A 19,819-nucleotide genomic window follows, 5' to 3' on the forward strand; every position below is an offset into this window, starting at 1 on the left:
AGGATCAAACTCTCCAACAAAAATCTTTGTTGAACAATCATCCTGACAACAAAAGTGTTGCCAAAGGAATCCCAACCAATCAGACCAGAGCCTGACCAGTCCGGGGTATAAATCAATTTGGCACTGGCTTATCAAGCACCCTGTTGAGTTCTCAAAGAACAACCACACACCATCCGGAAACCCCACACCGTGGAGCCCCCGTCCGGGGCATTTCGTTCATCCCGCACCGCCGCTCTCGCGCCGGGCACTTTTACTACGTTACCCGGTGGTTTCTGCCGTGTCAAACCGGTGTTTCGCGGTTTGTCGCGCCTTCCACCCTTTTGCCGGGCACCACTATTCGACCGGCTCGCGCCGGGCGCCTCGTGGAATTCGGCAGGACGGCCGCTGCGGTTTCCCGCTCGCTCGTCCGTGTCCCTGCCGGCCGATAACCTTACCCGGTCGGTTCCGCCTCGCCAAATCCGCCTCCCGGCGAATCCGGGGCACCGCCCGTATTCGGTCCTGCGCTCCGGCCTTCCAGGTCTTTCGCCTGTTTCGTCCGTTCCGCGCTGGCAGAGAGAAAGTTACGCGCCCGGCGGATTGATCGTCAAATCCGCCGGGCGCGTCCCGCGTCACACCGTCGACGTGGAGCTATCTGCCCAGCTCAACGCCGGCGAAGCTGCGCTTGCCGCGGCGCAGGACGAGGTAGCGGCCGTGCAGCAGGTCTGCCGGCGACACGGTGGCGTCCACCTCGGCGATGCGCACGTTGTTGACGTACGCGCCGCCCTCGGCGATCACCCGGCGCGCCTCCTTCATGCTCGGCACCAGGCCGGACTCCTTGAGCAGGCCCGCGACGTCGGGCAGCTCGTCGAGGTGCACCAGACCGGCCTCGGTGAGCGCGGCGCGCAGCGTCTCCGGGGACAGCTCGTCGAGCGAGCCCCGGCCGAACAGCGCCTGGCTGGCCGCGACGGCCTGGGCCATCTCCCGCTCGCCGTGGACGAGCGTGGTCAGCTCCTCGGCGAGCGCCCGCTGGGCGAGCCGCGCCTGCGGCCGTTCCGCCGTGGCCTTCTCCAGCTCCTCCAGCTCCTCGCGGGAGCGGAAGCTGAAGTACCGCAGGTAGCGGCTGACGTCCCGGTCGTCGGCGTTGACCCAGAACTGGTAGAAGGCGTACGGGCTGGTCATCTGCGGGTCGAGCCAGACGGCGCCGGTCTCGCTCTTGCCGAACTTGGTGCCGTCCGACTTGGTCACCAGCGGCGTGGTGAACGCCTCCACGGGGCCGGCGCCCCGGCGGCGGATGTAGTCCACGCCGGCGGTGATGTTGCCCCACTGGTCGGAGCCGCCGTACTGGAGCTGGCAGCCGTGCCGGCGGTGCAGCTCGAAGAAGTCGTTGGCCTGCAGGAGCTGGTAGCTGAACTCGGTGTAGCTGATGCCGGTCTCCAGCCGGGCCTTGACCACCTCGCGCGCCAGCATCTTGTTGACCGGGAAGTGCTTGCCGACGTCCCGGAGGAACTCGACCACCGACATCTCGCCGGTCCAGTCCAGGTTGTTGACCAGTTGCGCCGCGTTCTCCCCGGTGTACGAGACGAACGGCGAGAGTTGGTCGTGGATGCGCTGCACCCAGCCGGCGATGACCTCAGGCGGGTTGAGGGTGCGCTCGGCGCTCTCCTTCGGGTCGCCGATCTGACCGGTGGCGCCACCCACCAGCAGCAGCGGCCGGTGCCCGGCCAGCTGGAGCCTGCGGGCCATCACGACCTGCATGAGGTTGCCGACGTGCAGGCTCGGCGCGGTCGGGTCGAAGCCCACATAGAAGGTCGCACTCCCGCCGTCGAGCAGCGCGCGCAGCTCGTCGAGGCCGGTCGAGTCCTGGATCAGGCCCCGCCACAGCAGTTCTTCGGTCAGGGAGTCCCGCCCCTGCGGGAGGTTGCTGTCGGTCACGGTCACCGATTCTCCCCCATCACCGGCCCCGGCCCGTACCGGGTTTGCCTCTCGGGGGCCGCGACTAGGCTGGCGACGGCGTCGCGCGAGAGGGAGGGGTCGCCGTGGAGGAGCCGGATCTGACCGGGGGCTTCGTCGCCCTGCTGGGCCTGAAGTTCGACGAGGTGAGCGGGGACCGGGTGGTGATCCGCTGGCAGGTCCGTCCCGAGCTGCACCAGCCGTACGGGATCCAGCACGGCGGGGTCTACTGCTCGGTGGTGGAGACGGCGGCCAGCATCGGCGGCGCCCTGTGGCTGGGTGACAAGGGCAAGGTGGTCGGGGTGTCCAACCAGACCGACTTCCTGCGTGCCGTCCGCGACGGCGAGCTGACCGCGGTCGGCACCCCGATCCACCGGGGCCGCAGCCAGCAGCTCTGGCTCGTGGAGATCACCGACGAGGGTGGCCGGCTGGTCTCGCGCGGCCAGGTGCGGTTGCAGAACCTCACCGGCGCCTGACCCCGGGCTGGTCGATTCGCCCGAAAAGAGGGATCTGACGCCGATATCGTCGCGTCGATGAGACCGTCCGCTCCCGACCCGACGTGAGGAAGCTGCTCGCCGCCACACTCGGCGTGCTGTCCGCCATCGGCGGCTTCGTCGACATCGGCGACCTCGTGGCGGCGAGCCAGGCCGGGGCCCGCTTCGGGATGGCCCACGCCTGGGTGCTGCTCGTCGGGGTGGTGGGCATCTGCGCGTACGCGGAGATGGCCGGACGGATCGCGGCGGTGAGCGGCCGGGCGGTGTTCGACCTGGTCCGGGAGCGGCTGGGGCCGCGCGTCGCGCTGCTCAACCTGGTCGCCTCCTGGCTGGTCACGGTGATCACGCTGGCCGCGGAGCTGGGTGGGGTGGCGCTGGCGTTGCAGCTCGCGACCGGGCTGAGCTACCTGCTCTGGGTGCCGGTGGCCGCGGTGGCGGTCTGGTTGGTGCTCTGGCGGATGCGCTTCGAGCTGATGGAACGGGTCTTCGGCCTGGCCGGGCTGGCCCTGCTGGTCTTCGCGGTCGCGCTGCTCGCGCTGCCCACCGACTGGGCGGAGCTGGGGCGCGGGGCGCTGCGGGTGAGCTCCGGTGGCGAGACCTGGTCGGTGTACTGGTTCGTGGCGGTGGCGCTGTTCGCCTCGACGGTCAGCCCGTACGAGGTGTTCTTCTTCTCCTCCGGCGGGGTCGAGGAGCGGTGGAGCGCCGCCGACCTGGCGCACGCCCGCTCGAACGTGCTGATCGGCTTCCCGGTCGGCGGGTTCCTGGCGCTGTCGCTGATCGCGGTGGCGACGGTGGCGTACCACCCGTCCGGGGCGTCGCTGGACACCCTCGACCAGGTGGCCCGGCCCGTGCTGACCGCGCTGGGCGGGGCCGGGCTGGCCGCCGCGGTGCTGGCGTTCTTCGCGGTGACCTTCGGGGCGGCCCTGGAGACCGGGCTGTCGGCCGCCTACGCGGCGTCGCAGTACTTCGGCTGGCAGTGGGGCAAGCGGGTCAGCCCACGGGAGGCGGCCCGGTTCCACAGCGTGCTGCTGGTCGGGTTGCTGCTCGGCGTGCTGCTGCTGATGACCGCCGTGGACCCGGTCCGGCTCACCGAGTACATGCTGGTGCTCAGCGCGGTGGTGCTGCCGCTGACCTACCTGCCGATCCTCGTGGTGGCGAACGACCGCGGCTACCTCGGCGACCGGGTCAACGGGTGGTGGACGAACCTGCTCGGGGCGGTGTTCCTGCTGCTCATCGTCGCCGCCTCGGTGGCGGCGATCCCCCTGGCGATCATCACGAGGATGGGGCGATGAGGATCCAGCTCGCCAAGCAGTTGCTCGACCGGCAGATCGTCGACGTCGACGGCCGGCTCGTCGGGCGGGTCGACGACATCGCGTTCGCCGTCGACGAGGAGGGCTACCCGTACGTGGACTGCCTGCTCACCGGGCAGGCGGCGCTCGGGCTGCGGGTCGGCGGCCGGATCGGGCGGATCCTGACGGCGGTGGCCGACCGGTTCACCGACGACCCGCCGGCGGCGCCGCTGCGCGTGGCGCTCACCCAGGTCGACCGGGTGGACAGCGTGGTGCGGCTGCGCTGCCCGGCGGCCGACCTGCCGCCCTCGCCGGTGGAGGCCTGGCTGCGCCGGCACCTGATCGACCGGATCCCGGGAGCCGGCCGTGCGAGCGGGTGAGCTGCTCGGCCGGACCGCGTACGACCTGCGCGGGCGGCGGTTGGGCCGGGTGGTCGACGTCGTGGTGCGGGGCGGCTGGCCGCCGGAGCGGCTGCGGATCACCGACGTCATCGTGGCCGGCCACTGGTGGGCCCGGGTGGCCAGCCGGCTGATCGGGCCGGAGCGGCACCCGTCGGGGCCGTGGCTGCTGCGCGCCGTGACCCGGCTGCTGAGCCGGAGCACCCGTCAGTTCCCCGCCGACACGGTGCAGCTCCTCCCGCCGGTGTCCGGCTTCCCGTTCGGGTCACCGGCCGACCGGAGCTGAGGGCGGGGGACGGCGGGGCGGCGCCGGCTCAGCCCCGCGCCTCGTCGAGGACCGGCGCCTCGACCTCCTCGGAGTCGTCGCGCCGGTCGTGGCGGCTGTGGCGGCGGAGCCGGACCTCGGTGATCGCGTGGTGGTCGACGCCGGCCACCGCCAGGTCCCAGCCGTCGACGCGGACGCTCTCCCCGGCGACGGTCGGGATGTGCCCGAGGCAGATGAGCACGAGCCCCGCGATGGTGGTGTAGTCGCCCGCCGGGCGGTTGGGCAGGTCGACGCCCAGGTCGGTGAGGTCGTGCACCGGGAAGGTGCCGGGCAGGACGATGGTCCCGTCCTCCTCGGTGCGGACCGAGCTGAGGTCCCGGTCGGTCTCGTCGTAGATCTCGCCGACGATCTCCTCGAGGATGTCCTCCAGGGTGACGATGCCGTCGACCGCGCCGCGCTCGTCGACCACCAGCGCGATGTGCTGGCGTTCCGCCTTGAACTGGCGCAGCGCGTCGACCACCGGCAGCGAGTCGGGCAGCAGCATGGGGGGTCGCGCGATCTCGTCGACCGGCCGGTCGTCGGGGACGCCGACCAGGTCGCGCAGGTGGATCACACCGACCGCGTCGTCCAGGCCGCCGTGCCGGACCACGGGCGCCCGGGAGTGGCCGGTCGCGGCGAGGACCAGCCGGGCGGCGTCCGCGGTCGTCCCGCTGTCCAGGGTGAAGACCTGCAACCGGGGTACGAGCACCGCGCGCAGTTGCCGGTCGGCGATCTCCACGGCGCCGGCGATGATGGTCCGCTGCTCCTTGGTGAAGCCGTGGTTGCCGGCCACGATGTCGCGCAGCTCGTCCGGGCCGATCTCCTCCGGCTCGTGTTTCGGGTTCAGCCCGAAGAGGCGGACCACCAGGTCGCTGGTGGCGCCGAGGGCCCAGACCGCCGGTCGGGTGACGCTGGCCAGGAGGTCGAGCGGGCGGGCCACGAGGAGGGCCCACCGCTCGGCGGACTGCATGGCGATCCGCTTCGGGGCCAGTTCCCCGAAGACCAGGGTGACGAAGGTGAGCGCCAGGGTGACGCCGACGATGGCGACCGTCTCGGCGGCGTCGCCGAGGGCGCCGAGCAGCGGGACGAGGGGCTTCGCCAGCGACACCGCGGCGGCGGCGGAGGCCAGGAAGCCGGCCAGGGTGATGCCGATCTGGATGGTGGCCAGGAACCGGTTGGGGTCCTTGGCCAGCCGGGCCAGGGTGCGGCCGGCGCGGCTGCCGCGTTCCAGTCGCTGGAGCTGGCTGTCGCGCAGCGACACCAGGGCCATCTCGCTGCCGGCGAAGGCCGCGTTGACGATCACCAGAACTCCGACCAGGGCCAGTTGGCTCCAGTAGCTCTGCACGCGCGGTTCTCTCCCTCGACCCGACCCGGGCCGGCCGCAGTGGCCGCCCCGTCGCCGCCCGGGGCCCGGGCGGCGTCGCCCCTCTGTGCCCCGCGGGCGGGCCGCGCAATCCTCCGGCGGCGGGTCAGGCGGGAGCGGGCAGGTCCAGCACGTACGCGTCGCCCTCGGGGCGGAAGCCGAGCCGGTGGTAGTAGGGGGCGACCATGCCGGGCGGGCTCACCACCCGGCGGAAGCCCCGGTCGGTGAACAGGCGGCTGCGTCGGTAGACGAACTCGCCCGGGGTGAAGTCGCGGAACGGCGGGGTCACGTAGTCCAGGTCGATCTGGGCCACCCCGCCCGCCTCGGCGTGCGAGACCACCACGCCGACCACCTCGTCGGCGCGGACCACCAGGAACGCCGAGCGGTCGGCGGCGCCCGGGTCCCAGCGGAAGTCGGGGTTGAACCGGGCGATGTCGGCGGCGTGCACCCGCAGGGTGTGTGCCAGGAAGGCGTCACCGGTGCCCACCTCGACCACCTCGTAGGTCTGCGCGTCGTGCCGGGTGGCCAGCATCCTCCGCAGGTACCAGACGTTGATCACCGCGAGCACCACGTTGAGCCCGACCATGGGCCACACGTGCACGGCGGCGTTGTAGCCGATGAGGATGAGGCAGCCGAGCAGGTTGAGCGCGCGCAGCCGCAGGATGCGGGTCTGCAGAAGCGACCAGACCAGCAGCGCGGAGCCGGCCCAGCCGACGAGTTCCAGCCAGTTCACCCCGGGGAGACTAGTGGCCGCCCTGGTCAGTCGCCTCGGCGGGCAGCTCCAGCACGTACTCCTCGACCTCGGCGCCGCGGCCGTTGGCGTACCCGGAGTCCTCGCCGACCACCACGAAGCCGCACTTGCGCAGCACCGCCAGGGAGGCGGCGTTGTCCTTGGCGGCGCGGGCGTGCACCGGCCGCTGCGGCAGCTCGCGCAGCAGCGCGGCGAGAGCGGCGGTGGCATGGCCGCGACCCCAGTGAGCGGAGTCGATCCAGTAGCTGACCTCGGTGCGGTCCCCCACCGGGAAGGCGGCCACGCGCCCGACCACCGCGCCGTCGACCGTCACGGTGCGGTTGACGATGCGCGGGTCGGCCCGGATGCGGGCCCAGTGGGCGTCGAAGGCGGCCCGGTCGGCCGGGTCCTTCGGGCCGAAGGCGGCCATCCAGTTGGCCTGCGGATCCTGCTCGTGGGCGAAGAACGCCGACAGGTCCTCGTCGCGTACCGGCCGGAGTCGCATCTCACTGGTCACCCGGCGGACCATACGCGGACCCACCGACAGGTTCGGGACCTCCGGCCCGGCCCGGGTCCCGTCCGGCCCTGCCGCGGCGGCCGGTCGCACCGGTTACCTGGACGTGGGACACCGGGTCCCGTGCTGAGCCGAGGAGGCCGGACATGGCCAGGTACGTCTACGACTTCATCGAGGGTGACCGGAGCCGGGCCGACGTGCTCGGCGGCAAGGGCGCCAACCTGGCCGAGATGACCCGGCTCGGGCTGCCCGTCCCGCCCGGGTTCACCGTCACCACCGACGCCTGCCGGGCCTACCTCGCCACCGGCGCGCCTCCCGCCGGGCTGTTCGAGGAGGTCAACGCGCACCTGCGGGAGATCGAGGCGCGGCTGGACCGGAGGCTCGGCGACCCGGGCGACCCGCTGCTGCTGGCCGTCCGGTCCGGCGGCCGGTACTCGATGCCGGGGATGATGGAGACGATCCTCGACATCGGGCTCAACGACACCACCGTCGGCGGGCTGGCCGCGCACAGCGGCGACGAGCGGTTCGCGTGGGACTCGTACCGGCGGCTCATCCAGATGTTCGGCCACACCGTGCACGGCATCCCGCCCGAGGAGTTCGCCCACGAGCTGGCGGCGGTGCGGGCCACCGCGGGGCCGGCCGGGCCGAGCGCCGGGCAGCTGCGGGACCTGGTCGACACGTACAAGAAGATCTTCGCCCGGCACGTCGGGCACGACTTCCCGCAGGCGCCGCACGAGCAGCTCTTCCTGGCGATCCGCTCGGTGTTCGCGTCGTGGAACTCGGAGCGCGCCCGGATCTACCGCCGGCAGGAGCGCATCCCGGACGACCTCGGCACCGCGGTGAACGTGATGGCCATGGTCTTCGGCAACCTGGGCCCGGACTCCGGCACCGGGGTGGCGTTCACCCGCGACCCGGCCACCGGCGCCCCCGGCGTGTACGGCGACTACCTGGCCGACGCGCAGGGCGAGGACGTGGTGGCCGGCATCCGCAACACGGTCCCGCTGGCCGAGCTGGAACGGCTGGACCCGGTGAGCTTCCGCCGGCTGGGCGAGATCATGGCGACGCTGGAGCGGCACTACCGGGACCTCTGCGACATCGAGTTCACCATCGAACGCGGCCGGCTCTGGATGTTGCAGACCCGCGTCGGCAAGCGGACGGCGGCGGCGGCGTTCGTGATCGCCGCGCAGCTCGTCGACGAGGGGCTGATCGCCCCGGACGAGGCGCTGACCCGGGTCACCGGCGCGCAGCTCGCCCAGCTCATGTTCCCCGCGTTCGACCTCACGGGCGCGCCCGAGCCGCTCGCGGTCGGCGTGGGCGCCTCGCCGGGCGCCGCCGTGGGGCGGGTCGTGTTCGACTCGGCCGCCGCCGCGGCCGCCACCGAGCCGGTGATCCTGGTACGCCGGGAGACCAACCCCGACGACCTGCCCGGCATGATCGCGGCGGCCGGGGTGCTCACCTCCCGCGGTGGCAAGACCTCGCACGCCGCCGTGGTCGCCCGCGGCATGGGGCGGACCTGCGTGTGCGGGGCCGACGCGCTGCGGATCGACAGCGAGCGCGGCGAGGTGGCCGTCGGCGACCGGGTGGTCCGGGCCGGCGAGGTGATCTCGATCGACGGTGACACCGGCCGGATCTGGCTCGGCGAGATCCCCGTGCAGCCGTCCCCGGTGGCCCGCTACCTGGCCGGCGAACTGGACGCCGAGGCGGACCCGCTCGTCGCCGCCGTGCACCGGCTGCTCGGCCACGCCGACACGGTGCGCAAGCTGGGCGTACGGGCCAACGCGGACACGCCGCAGGACGCCGGCCGGGCCCGCCGCCTCGGCGCCACGGGCGTCGGGCTGTGCCGCACCGAGCACATGTTCCTGGGCGAACGCCGGTCCCTCGTCGAGCGGCTGATCCTGGCCGACGGGCCGGCGGAGCGGGAGGCCGCGCTGGCCGCGCTGCTGCCGTTGCAGCGCGCCGACTTCGTCGGCATCCTCGCCGCGATGGACGGGCTGCCGGTGACCATCCGGCTGCTCGACCCGCCGCTGCACGAGTTCCTGCCCCCGCTGGCCGAGCTGACCGCCCGGGTGGCCCGCGCCGAGGCGCTCGGCGAGGACCCGGGCCGGGACGGCACGCTGCTCACCGCGGTGCGCCGGATGCACGAGGCCAACCCGATGCTGGGGCTGCGGGGCGTCCGCCTCGGGCTGGTGGTGCCGGGCCTGTTCGCCATGCAGGTGCGGGCGGTGGCCGAGGCGGCCGCCGAGCGGGTCCGGGCCGGCGGCGACCCGCGCCCGGAGATCATGGTGCCGCTGGTCGGTGACGTACGGGAACTCGCCGCGGTCCGGGACGAGGCCGAGCGGGTGCTGGCCGGCGTCGACGGGGCACCGGAGATCCCGATCGGCACCATGATCGAGGTGCCGAGGGCGGCGCTGACCGCCGGGGAGATCGCCGCCGAGGCGCACTTCTTCTCCTTCGGCACCAACGACCTGACCCAGACCACCTGGGCGTTCTCCCGGGACGACGTGGAGGGCTCGTTCTTCGGGGCGTACCTGGAGCGCGGGATCTTCCCGGTGTCGCCGTTCGAACGGATCGACGCCACCGGCGTCGGCCGGCTGATCCGGCTGGCCGTCGCCGAGGGCCGGGCGGCCCGGCCCGGGCTGACCGTCGGGGTCTGCGGGGAGCACGGCGGCGACCCGGACTCGGTGGCGTTCTTCGCCGAGGCCGGCCTGGACTACGTGTCCTGCTCGCCCTACCGGGTGCCGATCGCACGGCTGGCCGCCGGCCGGGCGGCCGTCGCCCCCACCACCGGCACGTCCGACTCCCGCTAGGAGGGCAGCTGCGATGACCGCCATCTTCAACCCGACGGGTCCGGCCCCGGCCCCGGTGCCGACCCGTCCGCTCTCCACCCCCGCGCCCACGCCGGCGCCGGCCGGGCCGGTCGGCCCGGTGCTGGAACTGCCCGGCACGCCGGCCGCCGCGCTGGTGCCGGTCACCCACGCGGGCCGGCCGGTCGGGGCGTTCGTCGTGGCCGGCGGGCGGGTCCGTTACCGCCGGCTGGCCGACCCGGACCGGCTCGTCGCGGCCGCCGCCGGGGCCTTCGCCGTGGCCGCGCTCGCCGCCGCCGTGGGGGTGGTGGCGACGACCCGGCGCCGGCCGCCGGCGATCCGCACGGTCACCATGGGCCCGGGCGGCTGGGTCAGCCTGCGCGGCGCCCCGCTGCCTCCGCTGCGGCCGGACCGGCGGCCGTGGTGGGCCCGGGCGCTGCGGGCCCGCCGCCTGGTCGTCGACCGCTGACCCGCACCGGGTACGGCCGCCGCCTCCGTCGAGGCCGGCGGCCGTGCCCGGTCCGGGGGCTGCCGGACCGTCGGTGTGCCCGGTGGACCCGACCCGCCACGTCACACGGCGGGTGGACCGGCACCTCGACCGGCACCGGACGGACCGGGTGGGGCGGAGGATCGTCGGGGTGAACAGAATGCTGCAGCGCCCGCGCGGCCGGGCACTTCCCATGCGTACCCGCCGACCCACCGTCACGGGGCCGAGCGCGGCCGGCCCGCGTGCCCTGGGCCCGACGGCGGCCGCGCCGCTGGCGCTCGCCGCGGCGGCGCTCGGCGCGGTGGCGATCGGCCGGCTCATGATCGCCCGCCTGGCCGTCAAGCGGGCGGTGATCCGTGAGCTGCGGATCGGCCGGCTGGAGGTGGACGACCTGGTCGTCCACCGGCACACGGTCGGTCAGCCGGTCGGCGGGAGCACCGCCGGGAGGTCGTAGAGGTCGAGCAGGCGGACCCGGGCGGCGTGGAGCCGGTCCACCACGACGCTCATGAAGCGGGTGGTGAGCTGCCGGCCCAGCGCGTCGTCGGACTCCATCAGCCGGCGTACGCCCGCGGCGCTGAGCTCGACCGCCGTGCTGCGCTGGACCGCGACCGCGCCGAACTGCCAGCGGTAGGGCGGGAAGAGCCACGACCAGCCGAGCACCCCGCCCGGGCCGATCGTCTCGATCCCCACGTCGCCGCGGCCGGGCACCGGGAAGTCCAGCGCCACCTGGCCGCCGCGGACCAGCCAGAACCGCTCGGCCGGCTGCCCGGCCCGGAACAGCCGGTGCCCGGGGTGCCAGACCACCGGGCGGGCGTAGCCGGTCAGCGGGGGCAGCCACTCCTCGGGCAGCCCGGCGAGGAAGGGGTGTACGCGGAGCATCTCCAGCGGGGTCATCGGTCGCTCGCCTCCCAGGGTCGGACGGGGATCCCCGGCCGCCCACCGGGTCCCGGTGCGCACGCGTCACGGGCGGATCGTCCCGACTCCATCGGACTCCCGTCCGGCCCGAAATGTCAGGGCCGTTGGTCCCGAACCGGCCGGGTGCAAGGCCTCTGCCTGCGCGGCGCCCACCGGAGGACCCTGGAGGTGGACGAAGGAGGACGTGATGACCGACAGATCCGGTGCCCCCGTTGTGGTGGGCGTGGACGGTTCCGCCACCGCTCTGGACGCGGTCCGGGTGGCCGCGCGGGAGGCAGTGGCCCGGCACCGGCCGCTGCGGGTGGTGCACGCGTTCCTGTGGCCGCTGCTCGGCACCCCGCTCGGTCCGCTCGCGGCCGGCATCCCCCACGAGGAGCTGCGGCAGGAAGCGGACAAGCTGGTCGCCGAGGCCGTCGACGAGGCCCGCAAGGTCGACGCCGAGCTGCCGGTGACCGGCGTCGCGCGCGACGGCGGCGCCGTCGCGGTGCTGCTGGAGGAGAGCCGGAACGCCGCGCTGCTGGTCCTCGGCCACCGCGGACTGGGCGGCTTCGCCGAGCTGCTGGTCGGCTCGGCGGCCGTCGGGCTCTCGGCCCGGGCGGACTGCCCGGTGCTGGTGGTGCGGGGCGAGCCGCGCGCCGACGGCCCGGTGGTGGTCGGGGTGGACGGCTCCGCGCTCTCCACGGAGGCGATCGGCTTCGCGTTCGCCGAGGCGGCGCAGCGCGGCACCGACCTGGTGGCGGTGCACGCCTGGCTCTACCCGGCCCCGGTCGGACCCGGCGACATCGTGCCGCTGGTCTACGACCCGGAGCAGCTGCGCGCGGAGGAGGAGCGGGTGCTCGCCGAGGCGGTCGCCGGCTGGGCCGAGCGCTACCCCGAGGTCCGGGTACGGCGGAAGCTGGTCGCCGGCGCTCCCGCTCCCGTGCTGGTGGCGGAGTCCGCCGACGCGCAGCTGGTCGTGGTCGGCGCGCACGGCCGGGGCAGCCTGGGCGGGCTGCTGCTCGGCTCGGTCAGCCACGCGGTGCTGCACCACGGGCGCAGCCCGCTGGCCATCGTCCGGCACCGCCGGGGCCACGCCGCGAGCTGACCCCGACACCCGTCCGCGCCGGCCACTTCCCCCCTCGGCCGGCGCGGACGGCCGTGTTCGGGAGCTACGGGCCGGGTCATGGTCGACAATGGGCGGAACCGACCGGAAGGATGCCGATGAACCGACCTGTCGTGGTGGGCGTCGACGGATCGTCGACCAGCCTCACCGCCGCCGAACACGCCGCCCGGGCCGCCGTCGCGCGGTCCCGGCCGCTGCACCTGGTGCACGGCTACCTGCATCCGCTCGGCTACGGCGTGCCGCTCAACCCGTACGACCTCGGGGTGCCGGCGCCCACCGAGGAGTCGCGGAAGATGTTGGAGCAGGTGGCCGCGGAACTGGTCGGCCGGCATCCGACCCTGCGGGTGGAGGTGCGCCAGGTGGCCGGTGGCCCCGGCGTCACGCTGGTCGAGGAGTCCCGCCGGGCCGAGCTCGTCGTGGTGGGCAGCCGGGGTGTGGGCGGCTTCGCGGGGCTGCTGCTCGGCTCGGTCAGCAACCAGGTCGCGCAGCACGGGCACTGTCCGGTGCTGGTGGTCCGCCCGGCGGAGCAGCCGATCCCGGTGCGGGGCCCGGTGCTGGTCGGGGTGGACGGGTCCGAGTCCGCCGGGTACGCCGTCCGGCTCGCCGCCGACGAGGCGGTCCGCCGGGACGCCGACCTCGTGCTGGTGCACGTCCGCACACCGGAGCGGGGCGCGGTGGCGCCCGACGCCGCGGCGGAGGCCACCGCCGCCGGGCAGGCCGAGTCCGTCGAGCTGCTGGCCGGGGCGGCCGCCCGGATCCGCGCGGACCATCCGGTGCTGAGCGTCGTCGAGCGACCGGTGGTGGCCGCCTCCCCGGAGCAGGCGCTCATCGAGGCGAGCGGGGAGGCGGCGCTGGTGGTGGTCGGCTCCCGGGGCCGGGGCGGCTTCGCCGGGCTGCTGCTCGGCTCGGTCAGCCAGGCGCTGGTGCAGCACGCCCACTGCCCGGTGCTGGTGGCCCACCCGTACGAGCCGGCCGACGACTGAGTCGCCGGCCGGCGTCGGGCTCAGGCCGGGTCGCGGCCGGCGAGCAGGTTCTCGAAGCTGGTGGTGAGGGCGAACGGGTCGGCCGGGCCGGTGGCCGCCGGGCGGCGGTCCACCTGCTCGGCCAGCTCCGTTCCGGCCCGCCGGATCCGGGCCCGCAACGCGCTGTCGTCGCCGTCGCCGGCCCAGTCCTCGGGCGCGGCGAAGACCGCCGTGGGCAGCACCACGGCCCGCAGGTACGCGAACATCGGCCGGACCGCGTGCTCCAGGGCGAGCGAGTGCCGGGCCGTGCCGCCGGTGGCCCCGATGAGCACCGGCCGGTCGGCCAGCGCCTCCTTCTCCACCACGTCGAAGAACGACTTGAACAGCCCGCTGTACGAGGCGTTGAAGATCGGGGTGACCGCGATCAGCCCGTCCGCGCCGGCGACGGTGTCCAGCGCCGTGCGCAGGGCGGCCGGCGGGAAGCCGGTGAGCATGTGGTTCACCACGTCGTGGGCGTGCTCGCGCAGCTCCACCGTTCGGATCTCCACCTCGGCGCCGCGCCGGACCAGCTCGTCGCGGGCTGCCGCGGCGAGCTGGTCGGCGAGCAGCCGGGTCGACGAGGGCTGGCCGAGGCCGGCCGAGACCACGGCCAGGGTGCGGCGGGTCATCGGGCCTCCTCGGGCGCCTTGCCGGTCACGTCGTCGACGGCGTGGACGGTGCTGTCCTTGGCGCCGCCCGCCGCGGCCAGCAGCGAGGCGTGCGTGGGCGCCTCGGGCACGTGCGCCGGGCGCAGCGAGTCGAACTCCTTGCGCAGCACCGGGACGACCTCCTCCCCCAGGATGTCGAGCTGCTCCAGGACGGTCTTCAGCGGCAGCCCGGCGTGGTCCATGAGGAAGAGTTGGCGCTGGTAGTCGCCGACGTACTCGCGGAAGCCCAGCGTCCGGTCGATGACCTGCTGCGGGCTGCCCACGGTCAGCGGGGTCTCCCGGGTGAACTCCTCCAGCGACGGCCCGTGCCCGTAGACCGGGGCGTTGTCGAAGTACGGCCGGAACTCGCGCACCGCGTCCTGCGAGTTCTTCCGCATGAACACCTGGCCGCCGAGGCCGACGATGGCCTGGTCGGCGGAGCCGTGGCCGTAGTGCGCGAAGCGCTGCCGGTAGAGGCCGACCATCCGCTGGGTGTGCTCCTTCGGCCAGAAGATGTGGTTGGCGAAGAAGCCGTCGCCGTAGTACGCGGCCTGCTCGGCGATCTCGGGGCTGCGGATCGAGCCGTGCCAGACGAACGGCGGCACGCCGTCGAGCGGGCGCGGGGTGGAGGTGAACGACTGCAGCGGGGTGCGGAAGCGGCCCTTCCAGTCGACCACGTCCTCGCGCCACAGCCGGTGCAGCAGGTCGTAGTTCTCGATGGCGAGCGGGATGCCGTTGCGGATGTCCTGCCCGAACCAGGGGTAGACCGGACCGGTGTTGCCGCGGCCCATCATGAGGTCCACCCGGCCGTCGGCCAGGTGCTGGAGCATCGCGTAGTCCTCGGCGATCTTCACCGGGTCGTTGGTGGTGATCAGCGTGGTCGCGGTGGACAGCAGCAGCCGCTCGGTGCGGGCGGCGATGTGGCCGAGCAGGGTGGTGGGCGACGACGGCACGAACGGCGGGTTGTGGTGCTCGCCGGTGGCGAACACGTCCAGCCCGACCTCCTCGGCCTTGAGCGCGATGGCCACCATGGCCTTGATCCGCTCATGCTCGGACGGCAGCCGCCCGTTGGTCGGGTCGACCGTGACGTCGCCGACGGTGAAGACTCCGAACTGCATGACCGGCTCCTCGCGTGGGGCCCGGACCACTCCGGCCCGGGATCGCTCCGCACAACATATTTGACGAGTCAACTATTCCGGAGCGACCTCGGCACCACGTGGCCCACCTCACCCCACCCCCCGCCAGAACGATCAAGAGGTTTGCGTCAGGAACCGGGCCGATTCCGACGCAAACCTCTTGATCAACGGCGCTGGGCGGGGGATGCGGGAGGGCGGGGTCAGCCGCCCGCCACCGAGGGGAGGATCTGGATCTCGGCGTTGTCGGGGACGGCGGCATCCAGGCCGCCGGCGTGGCGGCAGTCCTCGCCGTCGATGTAGACGTTGACGTAGCGGCGCAGCTCACCCCGCTCGTCGCGGATCCGGCGCGCCAGCCGGGGCCAGGTGGCGGCCAGCTCGTCGAGGACCGCCCCCAGGGTGCCGGTCGCGGCCACGGCCAGCCGGCTCTCCCCGCCGGCCTCGGGCCGGAGCGGGCCGGGCAGCAGCACGGTGACCACTCAGACCTCCGCGGCCCGGACGCAGAGCACGTCGGGCAGGTGCGCGGCGACCCGCGACCAGGAGTCGCCGTCGTCGGCGCTGGCGTAGACCTCGCCCGAGCGGGTGCCGAAGTAGACCCCGGCCGGGTCGTGGTCGTCGGCGCACATGGCGTCGCGCAGCACCGAGGGATAGAACGGTCCCTCGGGCAGGCCGGCGGTCAGGGGCTCCCAGCTCTCCCCCGCGTCGGCGGAGCGGTAGACCCGGCAGCGCCGGTCGGTCGGGAACCGCTCGCCGTCCGCGGTCAACGGGAAGGCGTAGACGGTGCCGGGGCGGGACGGGTGGGCGACGATCGGGAAGCCGAAGTCGCTGGGCAGGCCCGCGGCGATCGAGCTCCAGCTGAGGCCGTCGTCGTCGGAGCGGTAGACCCCGTGGTGGTTCTGCGCGTAGAGGCGCTCGGGGTCGCCGGCGTCCCGGGCGATCTTGTGGACGCACTGGCCGAACTCGGGCCACTCGTCCGGCAGGAAGTACGCCCGGATGCCGCTGTTGCCGGGCGCCCAGCTCGCCCCGGCGTCCTCGGTGCGGTAGACGCCCCCGGTGGACATCGCCACCGCCATCCGGCCCGGGTCGCGCGGGTGCGGGAGCACGCTGTGGACGGCCTGGCCGCCGAAGCCGGCGGCCCACTGCTCGCGGTGGGGGTGGTCCCAGAGCGCCCGGACCAGGCTGAAGCTGCGCCCGCCGTCGTCGGAGCGGAACAACGCGGACGGTTCGGTGCCCGCCCAGACCACCTCGGGCTGGTCCGGGCCGGCGGGGGTGAGCTGCCAGACCCGGCCCAGGCTGGCCCCGGTGTCGGCCGGGAACGCCACCGGCGCCTGCTCGGGCTCCTGCCACGAGCCGCCCAGGTCGTCGCTGGTGGCCACGCTGGGGCCGAAGTGCGAGCTGGTCATGCCGGCCAGCAGCCGGGGCCGGCCGGGGCGCTTGTCGACGGCGACCGCGTAGACCCCGGTCATGGGGAAGTGCGGGCCGCTCACCGCCCAGTCCCGCCGGTCGGTGCTGGTGGCCAGGAAGAGTCCCTTGCCGGTGCCGATCGCGAGCAGCGTCGTCATGCCGGTCCTCCCTCGTCGACGGGTGCCGTGATTATCGCCACACCCACCGACAGGAATCCCACCCGGCGCGCCGAGCGCCGGTCAGCTTCGGGTCCGGGGCACGTGCCGGCGGTACGCGCTCACCGTCGGGTCGCCCGCGATCCAGAACCGCCACGGGACGTCGTGGGCGCCGGTGACGCCCACCCGGGGCCCGGCGGTGACCGCCGCCTCCGGCACCGGCGCGAGCGGAGGCCGCAGGCGCACCGGACCGTCGCCGAACAGGTCGGCGCCGTAGACGGACCGGTCGATGCCGAGCGCCGCGCAGAGCCGGGCGGGCCCGCGCGCCAGATCGACGTCCTTGCGTACGGCCGGTCGGCGCTCCCGGGCGACGTCGAGGCCGTCAACCACCTCGCCGGCACGCAGCAGCACGGCCGACGCCTCTCCGTCCGGCCCGGTCACCACGTTCATGCACCAGTGCATGCCGTAGGTGAAGTAGACGTAGGCGTGCCCGGCCGGGCCGAACATCACGGCGTTGCGCGGGGTCCGCCCCCGGTGGGCGTGCGAGGCGGGGTCTCCGGCGGTGCCGGCGTACGCCTCGACCTCGGTGATCCGGACCGTGACCCCGTGGCCGCTGAGCCGGCAACCGAGCAGCCCCTCGGCGGCGGGAACCACCGGGCCGGCGAGCAGGTCGGAGAGAGCGGAGAGGTCGGTCGCGGTCACCGCAGAACCCTAACCGGATCCCCGAAGGTGAGCACGAATTGCTTTCAACGGGGCGTTGACAAAATGTTGTTCAAGGGTGTGGGATGAACGACATGGTCACGCTGGATAACGACCCGTTCACCGCTCCGGATGCTGCCCAGGCGCGGGCCCACCGCAACTACGCCGCGCTGCTGCGGATCGCCGAGCGGCACGCCGGCACCGACGCCCGCCGCCGGCGCTACGCGCACCCCGACGTCCCCGACGCCTACGAGGCGGCGACGCTCGTGATGGCCCTCGCCGGCGGGGCGGAGCTGGCGGAGGGCGAGGAGCCGGTCGACCAGGCCGACCTGATGGCCGCGCTGACCCTGATCCCGCACGTGCGCGCCGAGGTCGACGCCCTGGAGGCCGGGCTGCTGCAGGTGGCCCGCGGCCGGGGGCTGACCTGGCAGGCCATCGCCTTCGGGCTCGGGCTGGGCAGCGCCCAGGCCGCCCGGCAGCGCTACGAGCGGCTCACCGTGCGCACCGGCACCGGCGACTGACCACCGCCGGAGGAGTCACAGCGGCGGGCGAGACTGTCCCGGACGACGGCACGGGAGGACGCGATGACGCGCGAGGAGATGCTGGCCTACTGCCTGGCCAAGCCGGGCGCCTGGCTGGACCGGCCGTGGGAGGGCGACGAGGTGGTGAAGGTGGGCAGCCGGATCTTCGCCTTCCTGGGCGCCCCCGAGGGCGAGGGCCGGGTCGGGGTCAAGTGCGGCCCGTCCCGGGAGGTGGCCGACGAGTGGCTGCACCGGTTCCCCGACGACGCCCGCTCCTCCCCCTACATCGGCCGCTCCGGCTGGAACACCCTGCGGCTCGGCGGCGGCATCCCGGACGACGAGCTGATCGAGGCGGTCGACGGGTCGTACGACGCGGTGGTGGCGAAGCTGCCCAAGCGCGAGCGACCGACGGCCTGACCCCGCGCGGCGGCCGGGGCCACCGCGCGGGGCGTCGGACTCAGCGGGGCACGACCCGCTCGGCGGTCCAGTCCCGCCAGCCGGCCAGCCGGTCCGCGGCGGCCGCGAGCTGATCGGCCACCGGCCCGGGGCCGGTCGAGCCGGGGGTGATCCGGGCGGCCAGGGCGGAGCGCACCGACAGCACGTCCCGCACCGACGGGTCGAGATGCTCGCTGACCGCGGCCAGGTCGTCGTCGGAGACCTCGTCGAGAGCGCAGTCGCGGGCCACGCACAGCGCCACCAGCCGGCCGGTGATCTCGTGCGCGTCGCGGAACGGCACGTTCCGGCGGACCAGCCAGTCGGCGACCTCGGTGGCCAGCGAGAAACCGACCGGAGCGGCGGCCACCAACCGGTCGACCCGGACCGTCATCGTGGAGATCATCCCCGCGAGGGCGGGCAGCAGCAGCTCCAGGGTGTCGACCGCGTCGAAGGCCGGCTCCTTGTCCTCCTGCATGTCCCGGTCGTAGGTCATCGGCAGGCCCTTGAGCATGGTGAGCACGCTCATGAGGCCGCCGACCAGGCGGCCGGACTTGCCCCGGGCCAGCTCGGCGATGTCCGCGTTCTTCTTCTGCGGCATGATCGACGACCCGGTGGCGAACGCGTCGTCCAGCTCGACCCAGCCGAACTCGTGCGACGTCCAGAGCACCACCTCCTCGCCGAGGCGGGACAGGTGCACGCCGATCATCGCGGTGACGAAGAGGAACTCGGCGACGAAGTCCCGGTCGGCCACCGCGTCCATCGAGTTGGCGAAGGACGTGCGGAAGCCCAGCTCCTTGGCGACCGCCACCGGGTCCAGCGGCAGGCCGGACCCGGCGAGCGCGCCCGCGCCGAGCGGGCTCACGGCACACCGGTGGTCCCAGTCGCGCAGCCGCTCCAGGTCCCGCAGCAGCGGCTGCACGTGGGCGAGCAGCCAGTGCCCGAAGGTGACCGGCTGGGCGTGCTGAAGGTGGGTCATGCCGGGCGCGGCCGTGTCCACGTGCCGCTCCGCCTGCTCGACCAGGGCCTCGGCCAGCTCGACCAGCCGGGCGGCCACGCCGCGGGCGTGGTCGCGCAGGTAGAGCCGCAGGTCGGTGGCGACCTGGTCGTTGCGGGAGCGGCCGGCGCGCAGCTTGCCGCCGAGGCTGCCGAGCCGCTCCAGCAGGCCGCGCTCCAGGGCCGTGTGCACATCCTCGTCGTCGACCGTGGGACGGAACGCCCCGGAGGCGCAGGCGGCCTCCAGGTCGTCCAGCGCGGCCAGGATCCGCCCCAGCTCCTCCGGGTCGAGCAGGCCGGCGCCGGCCAGGACCCGGGCGTGCGCCCGGGAGCCGGCGATGTCGTACGGGGCGAGGCGCCAGTCGAACTGGACGCTCACCGACAGCCGCGCGAGCGCCTCGGCGGGCCCGCCGGCGAACCGGCCTCCCCAGAGACTCGTCCGGTTGGCGGGGGCGCTGTTCTCGGTCAGGCTCTTGTCGTCCACCCCACCCATTGTGCTGTT

The 19,819-nt window shown here is 74.1% G+C and carries 22 protein-coding genes; 11 read left to right on the top strand and 11 right to left on the bottom strand.

Annotated features, from left to right (window positions below; all coding sequences use genetic code 11):
* Positions 1-627: 627 nt before the first annotated feature.
* On the bottom strand, positions 628-1,911 hold the full coding sequence (gene tyrS / locus NLX85_RS00005) for a tyrosine--tRNA ligase (RefSeq protein WP_254333519.1): 1,284 nt from the start codon (positions 1,909-1,911) through the stop codon (positions 628-630).
* Between the two features lie 104 nt (positions 1,912-2,015).
* Here tyrS and NLX85_RS00010 point away from each other — a divergent pair, with 104 nt between their 5' ends.
* From NLX85_RS00010 to NLX85_RS00025, 4 genes are all read left to right on the top strand, one after another.
* Entirely contained in the window at positions 2,016-2,405 is a 390-nt protein-coding gene (locus tag NLX85_RS00010; RefSeq protein WP_091309546.1) for a PaaI family thioesterase, read from the top strand.
* An 83-nt stretch (positions 2,406-2,488) separates the two neighbouring features.
* A complete protein-coding gene (locus tag NLX85_RS00015) occupies positions 2,489-3,715 on the top strand; it encodes an NRAMP family divalent metal transporter (RefSeq protein WP_254330970.1) in 1,227 nt (408 codons plus the stop codon).
* Positions 3,712-4,092 (top strand): hypothetical protein, encoded by a 381-nt coding sequence (locus tag NLX85_RS00020; protein WP_254330971.1) that lies wholly within the window; start codon positions 3,712-3,714, stop codon positions 4,090-4,092. Before NLX85_RS00015 ends, NLX85_RS00020 begins: the two co-directional genes overlap by 4 nt.
* Complete coding sequence (locus NLX85_RS00025; protein WP_254330972.1) at positions 4,079-4,396, top strand: PRC-barrel domain containing protein; 318 nt, start codon at positions 4,079-4,081, stop codon at positions 4,394-4,396. The genes NLX85_RS00020 and NLX85_RS00025 overlap by 14 nt, the downstream gene beginning before the upstream one ends.
* A 28-nt stretch (positions 4,397-4,424) precedes the next feature.
* Here NLX85_RS00025 and NLX85_RS00030 read toward each other — a convergent pair whose 3' ends face one another.
* From NLX85_RS00030 to NLX85_RS00040, 3 genes are all read right to left on the bottom strand, one after another.
* Positions 4,425-5,759, bottom strand: coding sequence for a hemolysin family protein (locus NLX85_RS00030; RefSeq protein WP_254330973.1), 1,335 nt, complete (start codon positions 5,757-5,759; stop codon positions 4,425-4,427).
* A gap of 124 nt (positions 5,760-5,883) precedes the next feature.
* Positions 5,884-6,510: a YgjV family protein gene (locus tag NLX85_RS00035; RefSeq protein WP_254330974.1), complete on the bottom strand. Its 627-nt coding sequence runs from the start codon at positions 6,508-6,510 to the stop codon at positions 5,884-5,886.
* Positions 6,511-6,520: 10 nt separating this feature from the next.
* Complete coding sequence (locus NLX85_RS00040) at positions 6,521-7,024, bottom strand: GNAT family N-acetyltransferase (RefSeq protein ID WP_254330975.1); 504 nt, start codon at positions 7,022-7,024, stop codon at positions 6,521-6,523.
* A 143-nt stretch (positions 7,025-7,167) separates the two neighbouring features.
* On the opposite strand from NLX85_RS00040, the gene ppdK reads away from it, so the two are divergent.
* The 3 genes from ppdK to NLX85_RS00055 all read left to right on the top strand — a co-directional run bounded on the left by ppdK (position 7,168) and on the right by NLX85_RS00055 (position 10,766).
* On the top strand, positions 7,168-9,828 hold the full coding sequence (ppdK, locus tag NLX85_RS00045) for a pyruvate, phosphate dikinase (RefSeq protein ID WP_254330976.1): 2,661 nt from the start codon (positions 7,168-7,170) through the stop codon (positions 9,826-9,828).
* Between the two features lie 13 nt (positions 9,829-9,841).
* Complete coding sequence (locus tag NLX85_RS00050) at positions 9,842-10,294, top strand: hypothetical protein (RefSeq protein WP_254330977.1); 453 nt, start codon at positions 9,842-9,844, stop codon at positions 10,292-10,294.
* A gap of 178 nt (positions 10,295-10,472) precedes the next feature.
* Positions 10,473-10,766 (top strand): hypothetical protein, encoded by a 294-nt coding sequence (locus tag NLX85_RS00055; RefSeq protein WP_254333521.1) that lies wholly within the window; start codon positions 10,473-10,475, stop codon positions 10,764-10,766.
* Here the strand turns inward: NLX85_RS00055 and NLX85_RS00060 are convergent.
* Positions 10,730-11,206: a cyclic nucleotide-binding domain-containing protein gene (locus NLX85_RS00060; RefSeq protein WP_091309580.1), complete on the bottom strand. Its 477-nt coding sequence runs from the start codon at positions 11,204-11,206 to the stop codon at positions 10,730-10,732. The two genes, NLX85_RS00055 and NLX85_RS00060, sit on opposite strands and share 37 nt — an antisense overlap.
* A gap of 208 nt (positions 11,207-11,414) precedes the next feature.
* Between NLX85_RS00060 and NLX85_RS00065 the strand changes: the two genes are divergently transcribed.
* Both NLX85_RS00065 and NLX85_RS00070 read left to right on the top strand, forming a co-directional pair.
* Complete coding sequence (locus tag NLX85_RS00065) at positions 11,415-12,311, top strand: universal stress protein (protein ID WP_254330978.1); 897 nt, start codon at positions 11,415-11,417, stop codon at positions 12,309-12,311.
* A gap of 110 nt (positions 12,312-12,421) precedes the next feature.
* Positions 12,422-13,312 carry a universal stress protein gene (locus NLX85_RS00070; RefSeq protein WP_254330979.1) on the top strand — a complete coding sequence of 297 codons (891 nt, stop codon included), beginning with the start codon at positions 12,422-12,424 and terminating at the stop codon, positions 13,310-13,312.
* Positions 13,313-13,332: 20 nt separating this feature from the next.
* Here the strand turns inward: NLX85_RS00070 and NLX85_RS00075 are convergent, their stop codons facing one another.
* The 5 genes from NLX85_RS00075 to NLX85_RS00095 all read right to left on the bottom strand — a co-directional run bounded on the left by NLX85_RS00075 (position 13,333) and on the right by NLX85_RS00095 (position 17,371).
* On the bottom strand, positions 13,333-13,959 hold the full coding sequence (locus tag NLX85_RS00075) for an FMN reductase (protein ID WP_254330980.1): 627 nt from the start codon (positions 13,957-13,959) through the stop codon (positions 13,333-13,335).
* Positions 13,956-15,095 (bottom strand): LLM class flavin-dependent oxidoreductase, encoded by a 1,140-nt coding sequence (locus tag NLX85_RS00080; protein ID WP_254330981.1) that lies wholly within the window; start codon positions 15,093-15,095, stop codon positions 13,956-13,958. Before NLX85_RS00080 ends, NLX85_RS00075 begins: the two co-directional genes overlap by 4 nt.
* A 218-nt stretch (positions 15,096-15,313) precedes the next feature.
* Positions 15,314-15,589 carry a ubiquitin-like small modifier protein 1 gene (locus tag NLX85_RS00085; protein WP_254330982.1) on the bottom strand — a complete coding sequence of 92 codons (276 nt, stop codon included), beginning with the start codon at positions 15,587-15,589 and terminating at the stop codon, positions 15,314-15,316.
* Complete coding sequence (locus NLX85_RS00090; protein ID WP_254330983.1) at positions 15,590-16,672, bottom strand: exo-alpha-sialidase; 1,083 nt, start codon at positions 16,670-16,672, stop codon at positions 15,590-15,592.
* 81 nt (positions 16,673-16,753) lie between these two features.
* Positions 16,754-17,371: a DNA-3-methyladenine glycosylase gene (locus tag NLX85_RS00095; protein ID WP_254330984.1), complete on the bottom strand. Its 618-nt coding sequence runs from the start codon at positions 17,369-17,371 to the stop codon at positions 16,754-16,756.
* A 92-nt stretch (positions 17,372-17,463) separates the two neighbouring features.
* Here NLX85_RS00095 and NLX85_RS00100 point away from each other — a divergent pair, with 92 nt between their 5' ends.
* Both NLX85_RS00100 and NLX85_RS00105 read left to right on the top strand, forming a co-directional pair.
* Positions 17,464-17,889, top strand: a complete 426-nt coding sequence (locus NLX85_RS00100; protein WP_091321695.1) for a DNA-binding protein — start codon at positions 17,464-17,466, stop codon at positions 17,887-17,889.
* Positions 17,890-17,952: 63 nt separating this feature from the next.
* Positions 17,953-18,306: an MmcQ/YjbR family DNA-binding protein gene (locus NLX85_RS00105; protein ID WP_254330985.1), complete on the top strand. Its 354-nt coding sequence runs from the start codon at positions 17,953-17,955 to the stop codon at positions 18,304-18,306.
* 40 nt (positions 18,307-18,346) lie between these two features.
* Here NLX85_RS00105 and argH read toward each other — a convergent pair whose 3' ends face one another.
* The gene (argH, locus tag NLX85_RS00110) at positions 18,347-19,810 is read right to left on the bottom strand and encodes an argininosuccinate lyase (protein WP_254333523.1); all 1,464 of its coding nucleotides are present in this window, start codon (positions 19,808-19,810) and stop codon (positions 18,347-18,349) included.
* Positions 19,811-19,819 lie beyond the last annotated feature (9 nt).

Origin of the sequence: Micromonospora sp. A3M-1-15, from assembly GCF_024213425.1 — a bacterium.
In the GTDB taxonomy this organism is placed as follows: Bacteria; Actinomycetota; Actinomycetes; order Mycobacteriales; family Micromonosporaceae; genus Micromonospora; species Micromonospora chersina.